At 62.8% G+C, this 13,422-nt stretch carries 13 protein-coding genes; 3 read left to right on the plus strand and 10 right to left on the minus strand.

From position 1 onward, the window contains the following. Position 1: 1 nt before the first annotated feature. From ribD to NKJ94_RS12415, 9 genes are all read right to left on the minus strand, one after another. Positions 2-1,132 carry a bifunctional diaminohydroxyphosphoribosylaminopyrimidine deaminase/5-amino-6-(5-phosphoribosylamino)uracil reductase RibD gene (gene ribD / locus NKJ94_RS12375; RefSeq protein WP_352525300.1) on the minus strand — a complete coding sequence of 377 codons (1,131 nt, stop codon included), beginning with the start codon at positions 1,130-1,132 and terminating at the stop codon, positions 2-4. A gap of 2 nt (positions 1,133-1,134) precedes the next feature. Beyond that, a complete protein-coding gene (gene nrdR / locus NKJ94_RS12380) occupies positions 1,135-1,629 on the minus strand; it encodes a transcriptional regulator NrdR (RefSeq protein ID WP_352525302.1) in 495 nt (164 codons plus the stop codon). Positions 1,630-1,782: 153 nt separating this feature from the next. Then, on the minus strand, positions 1,783-2,355 hold the full coding sequence (locus tag NKJ94_RS12385; RefSeq protein WP_352525304.1) for an invasion associated locus B family protein: 573 nt from the start codon (positions 2,353-2,355) through the stop codon (positions 1,783-1,785). A gap of 69 nt (positions 2,356-2,424) precedes the next feature. Beyond that, entirely contained in the window at positions 2,425-3,738 is a 1,314-nt protein-coding gene (gene glyA / locus NKJ94_RS12390; RefSeq protein ID WP_352525305.1) for a serine hydroxymethyltransferase, read from the minus strand. Positions 3,739-3,854: 116 nt separating this feature from the next. Beyond that, on the minus strand, positions 3,855-5,501 hold the full coding sequence (locus NKJ94_RS12395; protein ID WP_352525306.1) for a Na+/H+ antiporter: 1,647 nt from the start codon (positions 5,499-5,501) through the stop codon (positions 3,855-3,857). A 129-nt stretch (positions 5,502-5,630) separates the two neighbouring features. Further along, positions 5,631-6,884 (minus strand): L,D-transpeptidase family protein, encoded by a 1,254-nt coding sequence (locus NKJ94_RS12400; protein WP_352525307.1) that lies wholly within the window; start codon positions 6,882-6,884, stop codon positions 5,631-5,633. A 339-nt stretch (positions 6,885-7,223) separates the two neighbouring features. Then, entirely contained in the window at positions 7,224-7,739 is a 516-nt protein-coding gene (gene ldtR, locus NKJ94_RS12405; RefSeq protein ID WP_023674486.1) for a transcriptional regulator LdtR, read from the minus strand. A gap of 202 nt (positions 7,740-7,941) precedes the next feature. Next, entirely contained in the window at positions 7,942-8,364 is a 423-nt protein-coding gene (locus tag NKJ94_RS12410; protein ID WP_352525309.1) for a DUF6163 family protein, read from the minus strand. Next, positions 8,361-9,404 (minus strand): enoyl-CoA hydratase/isomerase family protein, encoded by a 1,044-nt coding sequence (locus NKJ94_RS12415; RefSeq protein WP_352525310.1) that lies wholly within the window; start codon positions 9,402-9,404, stop codon positions 8,361-8,363. The genes NKJ94_RS12410 and NKJ94_RS12415 overlap by 4 nt, the downstream gene beginning before the upstream one ends. 146 nt (positions 9,405-9,550) lie before the next feature. On the opposite strand from NKJ94_RS12415, the gene NKJ94_RS12420 reads away from it, so the two are divergent. The 3 genes from NKJ94_RS12420 to NKJ94_RS12430 all read left to right on the plus strand — a co-directional run bounded on the left by NKJ94_RS12420 (position 9,551) and on the right by NKJ94_RS12430 (position 12,451). Beyond that, positions 9,551-10,375, plus strand: a complete 825-nt coding sequence (locus NKJ94_RS12420) for a DUF8605 domain-containing protein (protein ID WP_352525312.1) — start codon at positions 9,551-9,553, stop codon at positions 10,373-10,375. Positions 10,376-10,460: 85 nt separating this feature from the next. Beyond that, positions 10,461-11,492, plus strand: coding sequence for a porphobilinogen synthase (hemB, locus tag NKJ94_RS12425; protein ID WP_352525313.1), 1,032 nt, complete (start codon positions 10,461-10,463; stop codon positions 11,490-11,492). A gap of 314 nt (positions 11,493-11,806) precedes the next feature. Further along, entirely contained in the window at positions 11,807-12,451 is a 645-nt protein-coding gene (locus tag NKJ94_RS12430) for a dihydrofolate reductase family protein (RefSeq protein ID WP_352525315.1), read from the plus strand. A 49-nt stretch (positions 12,452-12,500) separates the two neighbouring features. Here NKJ94_RS12430 and ppk2 read toward each other — a convergent pair whose 3' ends face one another. Continuing rightward, complete coding sequence (ppk2, locus tag NKJ94_RS12435; protein WP_352525316.1) at positions 12,501-13,421, minus strand: polyphosphate kinase 2; 921 nt, start codon at positions 13,419-13,421, stop codon at positions 12,501-12,503. Position 13,422: the final 1 nt, after the last annotated feature.

Raw genomic sequence — 13,422 nt, forward strand, 5'->3', positions numbered from 1 at the left:
CCTAGATGTCCCTTATCCATTCGGCATACGTGTCTTCGCCGAAACGCATGTCGCGCAATTTACGAAACCCTGGCGGGATATGGTTGGCATCGATCGGCGATGCAATGCCGCCCTCGCCGATCGCGTCCGGCCCCTGAAACAGCACGATGCGGTCGACTACTTGTTCGGCGAGGAAGGCCTTGGCGACCTTGGCGCCGCCCTCGATCAGGACGCTGGCCATGCCGAGTGCCGCCAGATCCTCGAGCAGTTCCGGCAGCGCAATATCGCCTTCATACGTCTCAGTGCCGATGAAGCGCACGCCGGCGCGTTCGAGCGCGGCCCGCCGGTGCGGATCGGCCTCGGCGCAGGCCGCGACATAGAGCGGAACACGGTCGACGCCGGCAACCAGTTTCGAGGTCTCCGGCAGCCTGATCTGGCGGTCAAGCACGATGCGCGCCGGCGAACGGTTCTCAAGTCCCGGCAGCCGCACCGTCAGTGCCGGATCGTCCTCCAGCGCCGTGCCGATGCCGATCAATATGCCATCGGCTTCGGCGCGCATCAGATAGACTTCGCGCCGGGCAATATCGCCGGTGATGGAGACCTGCCCCTCACCTTTCACGCCGATCTTATTGTCGCTCGAAAGCGCAAGCTTCAGGATCACTTCCGGACGTTTTTTAATAGATCGAATCAAATAGCCGGCCATCTGCTCTGCGGCCTCGGCGGCCAGCACCTTTTCGACCACCTCGACACCAGCGGCACGCAAGATGGCGTAGCCCTTGCTGGAAACACGCGGGTCCGGATCGCTGACGGCGCCAACCACCCGCGCGACGCCGGCACTGACCAGCGCATTGGCGCAAGGCGGCGTGCGGCCGTGATGCGCGCAAGGCTCCAGCGTCACATAGGCGGTGGCGCCGCGCGCCAATTCGCCGGCCTCGGCCAGCGCCTCGGTTTCGGCATGCGGCCGGCCACCGACGGCAGTGACACCGCTGCCTACGATCATCGGCCCGTCGCCATCGTCGCGTACGATCAGCGTGCCGACGGAAGGATTGGTCGAGGTCCGGCCGGCATTTTTGCGCGACAGCCTGAGGGCTGCCGCCATATAGCGGCGATCGAGAAGCTCTTGCTCGGCGGTGCTGCGCTGGGACCGTGCCATGCTCAGCCGGCGTCCTCTTCGCTCTTCACCTCTTCGCCCTTGAGCTCGTCGCCTTTGAGCTCGCCCAGCACGTCGTGGAAATCCTTGGCCTCGCGGAAATTGCGGTAGACGGAGGCAAAGCGCACATAGGCGACATCGTCGAGCGACTTAAGCGCCTCCATGACCAGCCGGCCGACTTCCCCCGAGGCCACTTCGGTCTCGCCCGAGCTTTCGAGCTGGCGCACGATGCCGGTCACCGCGCGGTCGATGCGCTCCGGGTCGACATTGCGCTTGCGGACGGCAATCTCGACCGAACGCAGCAGCTTGTCGCGGTCGAACGGCACCTTGCGTCCAGACTTCTTCACCACGACGAGGTCGCGCAATTGCACGCGCTCGAAAGTAGTGAAGCGGCCACCGCAATCTGGGCAGACGCGCCGCCTGCGGATCGCCGCGCCGTCTTCGGCGGGGCGCGAATCCTTCACCTGCGTATCTTCGGACTGGCAATAGGGGCAGCGCATGGAGAGCCTTCGGTTCGCGATTCTCGTGGAGCGAAAGGCTTAGAGGTTTTTGTGACGGTGGCAAAGCGTCGGAGACGGCCTCTCGCGCCTCAGAGATAGCGAAGCACGAGGAAAATTGCGAGAGCGGCAGTCAGTTGGCCGGCGATACGCCGATCAGGGCGCGACGTCGCCGGTCGGGAAGCCGCAGGATGTGCCGAGATAGCGATAGGCCTTGGTGAAGCCGTCCATCGATATGGTCGCGACCGGCTTGTCGGCGAAGCTGACATCGAGGGCGCTGGTACGGCGCATGGCACGCAGGACCGCGAGCGTGGTCTCGGTCTTGTTGTTCATCATCCACTGTCCATCGGCGCTGAGATGAAAACTGGTCTTGATCTTGTCGTTGACGTCGCGGAACACCACTGGGATGTTCTCGCCTTTGGGCAAATCACTGTTTTTCACGGCGATGATGAGGCTCGGATAGCCCTCGGGCGGCAGTACGTCGCCATTCGAGATGGCCAGCGTAAGGGTGCCGCTGGTGCCGTTTGCGTCGAAAAAGACCGTCGAGGCGGCGCAGGTCTTGCGCACATCCTCACCGGTGTTGACCTCGTCCACCGTGATGGACCACCTGCCGAAGGTCTCTGTCTTGGGTGCTGCCGGGGTCGGCTCGGTCTGCGCCAAGGCGGCCCCCTGCAAGGTGGCGAGTGTGAGCACGACGCCAAAGCCGGCGAAACGGAGAGTTTGCATCATAAAGCGTCTCCGCAGTTGCCGTGCTGCCGCACCGGGGTTGTCACGGACACAGATGACACCCGGCGTCGGTCAACCAAGATATGGATAGAGTGGAAAACGATCGGTCAATGCCGCTACCTTGGCCTTGACCGCCGCCTCGACTGCAGCATTGCCTTCGTCGGAATTAGCAACTTTCAGCCCATCCAGCACTTCGGCGATCAGCTTGCCGATCTCGCGGAACTCGGCCTGCCCGAAGCCGCGCGTGGTGCCGGCCGGCGTGCCGAGCCGAACGCCCGAGGTGACGAAGGGCTTTTCCGGATCGAAGGGGATGCCGTTCTTGTTGCAGGTGATGTTGGCGCGGCCAAGGGCAGCCTCGGCGCGCTTGCCGGTGGCGTTCTTGGGACGTAGATCGACCAGCATCAGATGGTTGTCGGTGCCGCCGGACACGATGTCGAGACCGGTTTCCTGCAGGCTGGAGGCCAGCGTCTTGGCATTGGCGACGACGCTCTCCGCATAGGCCTTGAAGCTCGGCTTCAGCGCCTCGCCAAGGGCCACCGCCTTGGCGGCGATGACGTGCATCAGCGGACCGCCCTGCAGGCCGGGGAAGACGGCCGAATTCATCTTCTTGGCGATGTCCTCGTCATTGCACAGGATCATGCCGCCGCGCGGGCCGCGCAGCGACTTGTGCGTCGTGGTGGTCACCACATGGGCATGCGGCAGCGGTGACGGATGCATGCCGCCGGCGACCAGACCGGCGATGTGGGCCATGTCGACCATCAGATAGGCACCGATCGAATCGGCGATCTCGCGAAAACGCTTCCAGTCCCAGACGCGAGAATAGGCCGTGCCGCCGGCCAGGATCAGCTTCGGCTTGGTCTCATGGGCGGTCTTCTCGATCGCGTCCATGTCAAGCAGATGATCGTCCCTGCGCACGCCATAGGATACGACCTTGAACCACTTGCCGCTCATATTGACCGGCGAGCCATGCGTCAGGTGCCCGCCGGAATTGAGGTCGAGGCCCATGAAGGTGTCGCCGGGCTGCAGCAGCGCCAGGAACACCGCCTGGTTCATTTGGCTGCCGGAATTCGGCTGGACGTTGGCGAAGTTGCAGCCGAACAGCTTTTTCGCGCGCTCGATGGCCAGGCCCTCAGCGACATCGACAAACTGGCAGCCGCCATAGTAGCGCTTGCCCGGATAGCCCTCGGCATATTTGTTGGTCATGATAGACCCTTGCGCCTCGAGCACGGCACGCGAGACGATGTTCTCGGAGGCAATCAGTTCGATCTCGTGGCGCTGGCGGCCGAGTTCGTTGCGGATCGCGCCGAAAATCTCGGGGTCGGCATCGGCAAGCGTGGTTTCGAAGAAGGATTCGAATTTGTTCGACACTGCCGCTGCTGTTGCCATGGGTTGAAATCCTCAAGTTCGGGGTCTGTCGCGCCATTAACACAGTTGCTTTCGGCCCGCCACGTTTGCAGCGCGAAATTTGCTGGCCGGATTGCGGCAGCGGGGTTGGCAGGTCTCTATTTCCTTGCCTGCCGGCCCTTCAGCAACGCCTCAGTGAGCGTGATTTCGGTGAACAGCGCCTGCATCGTATGGTCGTTGATCTGACCGCTGCGAAACATTGCGCGCACGGCCGCGCGTTCAGCCTCGATGCCGGCCAGCCTCAATTCGAGCTCCAGCCGTCCGGCTTCGCGGGCCTCGGCGCGCGCCTCGTCCGCCTCGTCGGAGGCAGCGATGCGGCGCCGGTAGCCGGCGACGATGCTGTCGGCGGCGGCAAGCCGGGCGCCGGGTATTTCCCGTTCGTCGCCGTCGGTCGCGCCGGCCATGCTCTCGATGCGGGCAATGGCGGCCCTGGCCGCACCGACACGCGCAAGACGCTCCTCGGCAGCGCCAGGATCCTCGCCCGGCTCGACCAGCCCACGTGCCACCTTGGGCAAGGCAAGGCTGGCAATGAGCAACGAGCAGATGATGACGCCGGCGGCGAGGAAGACCACCACGTCGCGCGCCGGAAAGGGCGAACCGTCCGGCATGGCGAGCGGCAGCGACAGGATGCCGGCCAGCGTGATGGCGCCGCGCACGCCGGCGACAGAGCCGGCGATCCGAACGCGCAGCCCGAACGGCTCGGCCTTGCGCTTGCGCAATCGCGCCGAGAGGCGCGTCGCGATATCGCCGATCCAGATCCACAGGAAACGCAGCCCGATCAGGCATAGCGTCAGCGCGACCACGGTGGCGATCGGCTGGATGACCGGATAGCGGCTGCCGAGTTCAGGCGGCACGTTGCCAATGATTTCGGGAAGCTGCAGCCCAAGCAGGATGAACAGGGCACCGTTGAAAACGAAGGAAAGCGTCGTCCACAGCGATATCGTTTGCATGCGCGCCGAGACGCCGAGAAAGCGGAAAATCCCGGAGCCGCCGGTGAGCAACCCGGCGGTGACCGCCGCCAGAATGCCCGAGGCGCCGACATGCTCGGCGCCGAGATAGGCGATGAACGGCAGCAGGACCATGACCAGCACCTGCGCCTCGGCCGGAACGCCGCCGATACGGTTCAGCAATTGCAGCACCTTGGCGGCGACGAACAACGCCGCCACGCCGGCCAGGATGCCGGCTCCGACGGCGTAGAGGAAGGTTACTGACGCGGCTGCGAAGGAGAAGCTGCCGGTCAATGCAGCTGCCACGGCGAAGCGAAACATAACGAGGCCCGACGCGTCGTTGAGCAGCGACTCGCCCTCCAGAATATGCATCAGCCGGGCCGGAATCACGCTCTTGTCGACGATCGAGGAGACGGCCACCGCATCGGTGGGCGACAGCACCGCAGCAAGCGCGAAAGCGACGACGAGCGGGATGCTCGGCACCAGCCAGTGCAAGGCGTAGCCGAAGCCGACAATGGTGAAGAAGACCAGCCCGATGGCTAGGTCGAGGATCGGCCCGCGCAGTGCGATCAGTTCGCGCTTGGGCGCTCCATAGGCATCACCGAACAGCAGCGGCGGGATGAACACCAGCAGGAACAGCTCAGGATCGATCTCGACATGCATGCCGCGCACCGGCCAGGCGAGTGCTGCACCGATAGCGATCTGCAGCACCGGCAGCGGCACCCGCACCATCCGGACCAGCGCGCCGGAAACCGCGACAAAGATGAGCACGACCAGAATGAACATAGCGACATGCATGATGCGATTCCGACTACGGCGCCGCGCGTCCTTTTGCCCGGCGATCGGTCCAGCAAAGATTGCCCCGAGAGACCCAGCAACGAAAAAGGCCGCCCTCGCCGGCGGCCTTTTCAGAAAGAAATCAGATCTTTAGAGCGCCGATGTGATCTGCAGCTCGTTGGCTCCGTCGAGGCCGTAAATGTCATCGCGGAACTGCACCACGCCCGGTCCCGTCGACCAGGCCGAGATGTAGAGAAAATAGACCGGCACCGGATTGGTGACCTGCACCGGGACGTTCTCGCCGCTCTTGATCGCCGCCTCGAAGTGCTGGCGATTCCAGCCCGGCGTGTCGCGCAGAATCCAGGTGACGAGATCGCGCACGTTCTGGACGCGCACGCAGCCCGAGGAATCGAAGCGCATCATCTTGCCGAACAGGCTCTGCTGCGGCGTGTCGTGCATGTAGACGCCGTCCGGGCTGGGGAAATTGATCTTGACCGAGGCCATTGCATTGCCAGCACCCGGATCTTGCCGGAAGCGGTACTTCTCGGCGTCGTCGGTCGACCAGTCAACGGTCAACGGATCAACCTCGCTGCCATCCGGCGCGAACAGACGGATGTGGCTGTCCTTGAGATAGTTGGGGTCCTTCCGCATCAGCGGAATGATGTCCTTGCGCACGATCGAGACCGGCGCGTTCCAGTAGGGATTGACGATGATCTCGTTGATCTTGGAATTAACGATCGGCGTCTGGCGGTCGATCTTGCCGACGATCGCGGTATGGCGCAGCACGACGCGATCGTTCTCGACCGCCTCGATCTGAGCGCCCGGGATGTCGACCAGGACGTAACGGTTGCCCAGCGTGCCGGCGCGCTCGCGCAGCCGCTGCAAATTGGTCTGCAACTGGCCGAGCCGAATTGGCGCCGAAACATTCATCGCGGCATAAGAATATTGGCCCAGCGTCCCGTCGGCAGGCAGGCCATGGCGCGCCTGGAAGCGCTTGACCGCGGAGTCGACATAGGAATCGAAAGCTGTCGAAATGCCGGCGCTCTGCGCCAGATCGCCCGCAATCATCAGACGCTTGCGCAGCGGGACCACGTCGGGATCATCGACGCCGAGCTGCAATTTTTTGGTGTCGGGAACCGGCTCCCAACCGCCCTGGGCGACGATGTTCTGGTATTGCGCGACGGCCTGCTCGGTAAACGAAACGGTCTGCAGGCTGAAGATTGGCAGCGTAGAGGCCACTTTGCCGCCCTGGCTGGGGCGGGCGTCGAACTGGTCGTCCCAATTGCCGCGTGCCGAGGATTTCAGGATGTCGCCGATCACATCCTGCGCACTGGCGCGGCCGGCGACGATAGCGGCTGCGAGCGCGGAGGCCCCTGAAAGGAAGAAACGGCGGCTGGTTCTCATGGACGTTCCAGACATTCTTGCTACAATTCAACTCACCGGGCGGTCTCGCCCGCACTCTAGAGTTGGCTTTCTTAACAATTAGCCAACCATGGCCCGCATCACTTCGGTGTAAAAACACATGGGAAGTGACTTGAGCACAGGACAAATGCGCGGCTTTGGCCCCAGCATCACCCGCATCTTCGGTTCCACTGGAATATGGCGGCAACGTGGCTGTTGCTCGAATTTGAATCGGCCGGCCTGACGAAACGGAAAGACCGGTGCTTTTCGGCACCGGCCTTTGATCTGCTCCGCGGCAGCGCTTCCGTGGCATGGCTTCAGATCTTGATGCAGCGGATGCGATTACATCCGATACGCGATCGTATCGTTCCAGAAGCGGTCGAGCCGCTGCAGGGCGCGGTTCATCTGCTTGAACTCTTCGGTATTGATGCCGCCGACCTGCTCGATCGAGCCGACATGGCGTTCGTAAAGGCCGGCGACGACTTCCGCCACCTCATTGCCCTTCGGCGTCAGCGAGACCCGCACCGAACGGCGGTCGATGCGCGAGCGCTGGTGATTGATGAAGCCGAGATCGACCAGCTTCTTCAGATTGTAGGAGACATTCGAGCCGAGATAATAGCCGCGCGAGCGCAGTTCGCCGGCGGTCAGCTCCGAGTTGCCGATGTTGAACAGGAGCAGCGCCTGGATGGCGTTGATGTCGGAGCGGCCGTTGCGGTCGAATTCGTCCTTGATCACATCAAGCAGACGGCGATGCAGCCGCTCGACCAGCTGCAGCGATTCCATGTACAGCGAACGGATCGCCTCGCGGCGGTCATCGGATACGTTGGCGGTCTTCGCCGCCGGACGCGAATTGATCATTGTCTTTGCCTCTCGTTTGTCGCCCGGTGATTTTTTGTTCTTCACCTTGATCGCGACACTATCGAATACTCATAAAATTCGACTTAAACGCCAAGGCTAACAAGAGCTTACCGGTAAGGGGTTTCGAAAGAGGCTTAACGGACAGTCACCCGAGCAAGGATAATTAACCTAAAGATTTAGCCAATGATTCTGGCCGGAATTGCTATCGCCGGGCTTGCCGCTTCTGGATCCAGATCACCACGCGGAACACTATGTAGAGCAGCGCCACCGCAAGGTGCGAGGCTACGATCAGCAGCCGGTGGCCGAACAGCTCGGGGAAGCCGGCATACATGACGCTCTCGGTCACCGCGCAGATGAACCAGATCACCGGCCCCCAGGACGCCAGCATCCACAGGCCGGCGGCGGCGAATGGAAAAAACACCGCCAGCACCACCGCCGCCACCTGCCAGTGCACCGGCATAAGGTCGAAGCGCCACAGCGAGCCGGGATAAAAGCCGATCAGCCGGATCCAGTACAAGACGCCGAACAGCAGGCAGTAGCCGGCGATGACGCGCTGGAACCAGGCGAAGATGACCTCGACCGTCGAGGGCTGCAGCACCACGCGTCTCGAGGCGACCTCGCTCACAGCTTCAGTTCCCGTTCGCCGAGCGATGCGAAATAGGCGTCGATATCGGCGGCGCTGACCTTATCGATGCCTGCCGGCCGCCATTGCGGCGTCGAGCCTTTGTCGATGATGGCGGCGCGGATGCCTTCATAGAAGTCGTGCCCGGCAAGCATGCGGTTGAGGATACGGAACTCCATCTTCATGCACTCGTCCATCGACAATGTCAGCCCGGCACTGATCTGGCGCCAGGCGACATGCAGGCTGGTCGGCGAGCGGGTGCGGATGGTGGCCAGCGTCTTTGCCGCGAATTCGTCGGCGATGGCTGCCCGCTCCAGGCTGGCGATGATATCGGCCAGCGACGGCTGCGCGAAGTGCCGGGCGATGGCTTCCAGCGTCGGCCTGTCGGTCTCGCGTTTGGCCGGGACGAAGCAGCCGCGCAGCACCGATTCCGGATCGCCTGAGGCAGCCAGCCGGTCGAGAAAGCCGGCCTGATCCTCCGCCTTGATCGTATGCGTGGCGAGGCCCGACCACAAGGCATCGCCACAGCGGATGCGGTTGCCGGTCAGCGCAAGATACATGCCGAAGCTGCCGCCGAGATCCGGCAACAGATGGCTGGCGCCGACATCCGGAAAAAAGCCGATGCCGACTTCGGGCATGGCGAACTGTGCGTTCTCGGTCAGCACCCGCTGCGAGCCATGGAAGGAGATGCCGACGCCGCCGCCCATGACGATGCCGTCGATCAGCGCGACATAGGGTTTTTTGAAACGGGCGATGCGGGCGTTCAACCGGTATTCGTCTGCGAAGAAATCGACCGGAGGCTTTCCTGCCCGGCCGGCCTCGTAGATGTGGAGGATATCGCCGCCTGCCGAAAACGCCCTGCCCTCGGCCTTGACGATGACGACGTCGACACGGTCGTCGCGTTCCCAGCTGCGCAGCGCCTTGTCCAGCGCCTGGACCATGCGATGGGTTACGGCATTGAGCGCCTGCGGCCGCGTCAGCGTGACGACGCCGGCCCTGCCCAATCTTTCGAAGCGAATCTCGTCGCCTCCGCCAAAATCCATCGCCAGAGACTCCCTCCCCGCGCCCCGCGGGAATGAAGTGCTAAAGCGTGCTGCATGGCCGCGTCAATGGCGGCGGCCAATCCCGCTGCTTGGCCGTTGGCAGCAGCCGGTGCTAAAGCTGGTTCTTTGAACCGGAGTTTGAGCCCTTGCCTTGGTTGCCGTGCCTTGCTGTTGTGGTGGTCGGCCTGATCGGTGCGACCGCTTCTCCCGTATCGGCCGCAACCGTCGACGAGCTCTACCAATCGCAGACCATCGTCACCGGCCAGGGCGAAGAGAACCGCCAGATCGGTTTCAAGGCCTGCCTCGATGCGGTGCTGGTCCGTGTCTCCGGCGACCAGCGGCTGCCGAAAAGACCAGATATGGCGGCGCTGCGCGACAAGGCCGGCAGTTTCGTTGCCGGATTCCGCTATCACGACCGCCTGGAAGGCATTCCGGTCCATGACGAACAAGGCACTCATGACCGGCCGCACGATCTCACCTGCCTGTACAAGCCTGACGTTATCGATCCGGTGCTTGCAGCGCTGGGCAGCAAGCCACGGCTTGCCGAGCGGCCACGCCTGGCAATTTTTCTGGTGGCGGAGCAAGGCGCGAGGCACTTCGCGCTGACCGCCGACGATCAGCGTGGGGCGCCGATGCGCGAATCCTTCGCCAACGCCACCGGTCCGCTGATCATGCGGATTGTATTTCCCGAAGCGTCGCTGCTCTCCGCCTCAAAGCTGGACGACCGGAGCCTCAGCCATGCCGATATGGCGACACTGGATCAGCTTGCCAGAAAAGCCGGTGGCGACCAGGCGCTTGCCGGCAGCATCATCTGGAGCGACAAGGAACTGGGCTGGATAGCCGATTGGCGGCTTGCCATGAATGCCAAAGCCTATAGATGGCAAGTGCGCGGCGTCAGCTTCGACGAGGCATTTCGCGTCGCCATCCGCGGCGCGGCGCAGGTGCTGTCCGGCAACGGCCAACCGGAGTAGGATTCGAACAAGCCCTGGCACAATCGTGTCGCATTGGTCAGCGGTGGAGGCTCGTGGTAAAAGCCGCCGATCCGGAGTTTTGGCGATGAACAAATTCACCCCCGCAAGGCCTGCCGGCGCGCGCAGCGTCGACGAGATCACCGGCAGCCGCCGTTTGCGGCGCATGCGCAAGGCCGACTGGTCGCGCCGCCTTGTCCAGGAGAACCGGCTCTCGGTCGACGATCTTATCTGGCCGATCTTCGTCGTCGACGGCAAGAATGTGCGCGAACCGATCGCCGCCATGCCGGGCGTCTTCCGCCTGTCGCTCGATCTCGCCGTCAAGGAGGCCGAGCGGGCGGCAAAGCTCGGCATTCCGGCGATCGCCACCTTTCCCAACGTCGAGCTCAGCCTGCGCGACCAGACCGGTTCGCACATCCTCGATCCGGAAAACATCATCAACCGCGCCACACGCGCCATCAAACATGCCGTCCCGGAGATCGGCATCATCACTGACGCCGCGCTCGACCCGTTCACCTCGCACGGCCATGACGGCATCTTGCGCGACGGCATCATCGTCAATGATGAAACGGTGGAGCAGGTGACGGCGGCGGCCGTCATCCAGGCAGCGGCGGGGGCCGACATCATCGCGCCCTCCGACATGATGGATGGCCGTATCGGTGCCATCCGCGATGCGCTCGACGCCAATGGGTTTCAGGACGTGGCGATCATGTCCTACGCGACGAAGTTCGCGTCCGCCTTTTACGGGCCCTATCGCGAGGCGGTCGGCACTGCCGGCCTGCTCAAGGGTGACAAGAAGACCTATTATATCGATCACGCCAATTCCGACGAGGCGGTGCGCGAGGCCGAGCAGGATCTCGCCGAGGGCGCCGACATGCTGATGGTCAAGCCCGGCCTGCCCTATCTCGACATCATCCGCAGACTGAAGGACGAGTTGCAGATGCCGACCTTCGCCTATCAGGTCTCGGGCGAATATTCGATGATCAAGGCGGCCGCCGCCAATGGCTGGATCGACGGCGACAGGGCGATGCTGGAATCGCTGCTGGCCTTCAAGCGCGCCGGCTGCGACGGCATCCTGACCTACTTCGCGCCGGAAGTGGCTGAGATGCTGAAGGGGTGATGCGCCTCCGTAGCGCCAACGTCGAGTAACGCTCCTTCGTTTTCGTCCTCGCCGCAGGGAGATCATGTCAGGTTTGCCCCTCATTGCCCTGCCGGGCATTTCTCGCCGTATAGTGACGGGAGAAAGACGCCTTCACAAAAGTTTCGCCAATTGCCAGCGTTGCAGAAAGTGCGGCGAGGTCGCGGCCCCTATTGTCTGAAGCGATTGCGCAGCTGCGCCGCCGCTGCTCGCCGCCCGAAAATACCGCTTGCGAAACGCAATCAGTCAAGCTAGAAAATTACCGATTGCAAATCACAACTGGTTAGGAGGAAATCATGCCCAAGCTGACTGTCAAAGCTTTCACCCTGTCGATCGACGGCTTCGGCGCCGGTCCCGATCAGGATCTGAAGAACCCGCTGGGTGTCGGCGGGGAAGCCCTGCACAAATGGATGATCGGCACCCGAACCTTCCGCGACATGTTTGGCAAAGATGGCGGGACCACGGACACGGACGACGCGTTCGCGGCGCGCAGTTTCGAAAATATCGGGGCGTGGATCCTGGGCCGCAACATGTTCGGGCCGATCCGCGGACCCTGGAAGGATGAAAGCTGGAAAGGCTGGTGGGGGGACAATCCGCCCTATCATGTGCCGGTCTTCGTGCTCACGCATCATCCGCGGGACCCTATCGTCATGGAGGGCGGCACGACCTTCTATTTCGTGACCGACGGTATCCACTCAGCGCTGGAAAAGGCGAAAGCAGCGGCTGACGGCAAGGATGTACGGCTGGGCGGTGGCGTCGCCACGATCCGGCAATATCTCCAGGAAAAGCTCATCGACGACATGCATCTGGCGATATCGCCAATGCTGCTCGGCTCAGGCGAGAACCTTTTTGCCGGCATTGACATGCTCAAGCTCGGCTACCGGTGCAGCGACCAGGTTGCGACGTCGAATGCAACGCACGTCATCATCAAGCGCGCCTAGCTTGTTGCAGGGCGCCGCCACTGAGGCAGCGCCTTCCTCGCTCGTTTACTCAGTATTTCTCCGGCACATACAGCTCGCGCGGCAGCACCTGGCGCTCGTATTCGGGATTGAAGACGCGCTCCGGTAGCGTGATCTCCTCGTGCGGCACCTCTTCATAGGGCATTTGCTTGAGGAGATGGTCGATACAGTTCAGCCGTGCCCGCTTCTTGTCGTTGCCCTCGACGATGAACCACGGGGCTTCGGGAATGTTGGTGCGGGCGAATGTCTCTTCCTTGGCCTTGGTGTACTGTTCCCAGCGCACGCGCGACTGCAGGTCCATCGGCGACAGTTTCCACTGCTTCATCGGGTCGTGGATGCGCATTAGGAAGCGCATCTGCTGCTCCTCGTCGGTGATGGAGAACCAGTATTTGACCAGCGTGACACCGGAACGGACCAGCATGCGTTCGAAATCCGGCACGTCGCGGAAGAACTGCTCGGCCTGATCCGGCTGGGCAAAGCCCATCACCCGCTCGACGCCGGAGCGGTTATACCAGGAGCGGTCGAACAGCACGATCTCGCCGCCGGCCGGCAGATGCGGAACGTAGCGCTGGAAATACCATTGCGACTTCTCCCGCTCGGTCGGCGCCGGAAGTGCTACGACGCGGCAGATACGCGGATTGAGCCGCTGGGTGATGCGCTTGATGACGCCACCCTTGCCCGCCGAGTCGCGGCCCTCGAAGACCACGACGAGCTTCTTCTTGTGATAGGCGACCCAGGACCGCAGCTTGATCAATTCGGATTGCAGCGTGATGAGATCGCGAAAATATTGCAGGCGGTCGATCGATGGCGGATGTGCATCCTTGTAGATCTTGGCGATCTCCATCGACAGCGCCGGCTCCGAGATTTCCAGCTCATAGTCTTCGTCGAGCGTGTCGGCGAGTTCCGCTTCGAGCCAGTCCCTGGCCGGGGAATTCTGTTTTGTCTCGGTCATT

The organism is Mesorhizobium sp. M0060, assembly GCF_040323155.1.
GTDB lineage: Bacteria > Pseudomonadota > Alphaproteobacteria > Rhizobiales > Rhizobiaceae > Mesorhizobium.

Bases quoted from the DNA above. Each gene is read 5' to 3' on its own strand.
- ribD (WP_352525300.1), bottom strand. From the start codon at position 1,132: ATGGCACGGTCCCAGCGCAGCACCGCCGAGCAAGAGCTTCTCGATCGC.
- nrdR (WP_352525302.1), bottom strand. From the start codon at position 1,629: ATGCGCTGCCCCTATTGCCAGTCCGAAGATACGCAGGTGAAGGATTCG.
- NKJ94_RS12385 (WP_352525304.1), bottom strand. From the start codon at position 2,355: ATGATGCAAACTCTCCGTTTCGCCGGCTTTGGCGTCGTGCTCACACTC.
- glyA (WP_352525305.1), bottom strand. From the start codon at position 3,738: ATGGCAACAGCAGCGGCAGTGTCGAACAAATTCGAATCCTTCTTCGAA.
- NKJ94_RS12395 (WP_352525306.1), bottom strand. From the start codon at position 5,501: ATGCATGTCGCTATGTTCATTCTGGTCGTGCTCATCTTTGTCGCGGTT.
- NKJ94_RS12400 (WP_352525307.1), bottom strand. From the start codon at position 6,884: ATGAGAACCAGCCGCCGTTTCTTCCTTTCAGGGGCCTCCGCGCTCGCA.
- ldtR (WP_023674486.1), bottom strand. From the start codon at position 7,739: ATGATCAATTCGCGTCCGGCGGCGAAGACCGCCAACGTATCCGATGAC.
- NKJ94_RS12415 (WP_352525310.1), bottom strand. From the start codon at position 9,404: ATGGATTTTGGCGGAGGCGACGAGATTCGCTTCGAAAGATTGGGCAGG.
- hemB (WP_352525313.1), top strand. From the start codon at position 10,461: ATGAACAAATTCACCCCCGCAAGGCCTGCCGGCGCGCGCAGCGTCGAC.
- NKJ94_RS12430 (WP_352525315.1), top strand. From the start codon at position 11,807: ATGCCCAAGCTGACTGTCAAAGCTTTCACCCTGTCGATCGACGGCTTC.
- ppk2 (WP_352525316.1), bottom strand. From the start codon at position 13,421: ATGACCGAGACAAAACAGAATTCCCCGGCCAGGGACTGGCTCGAAGCG.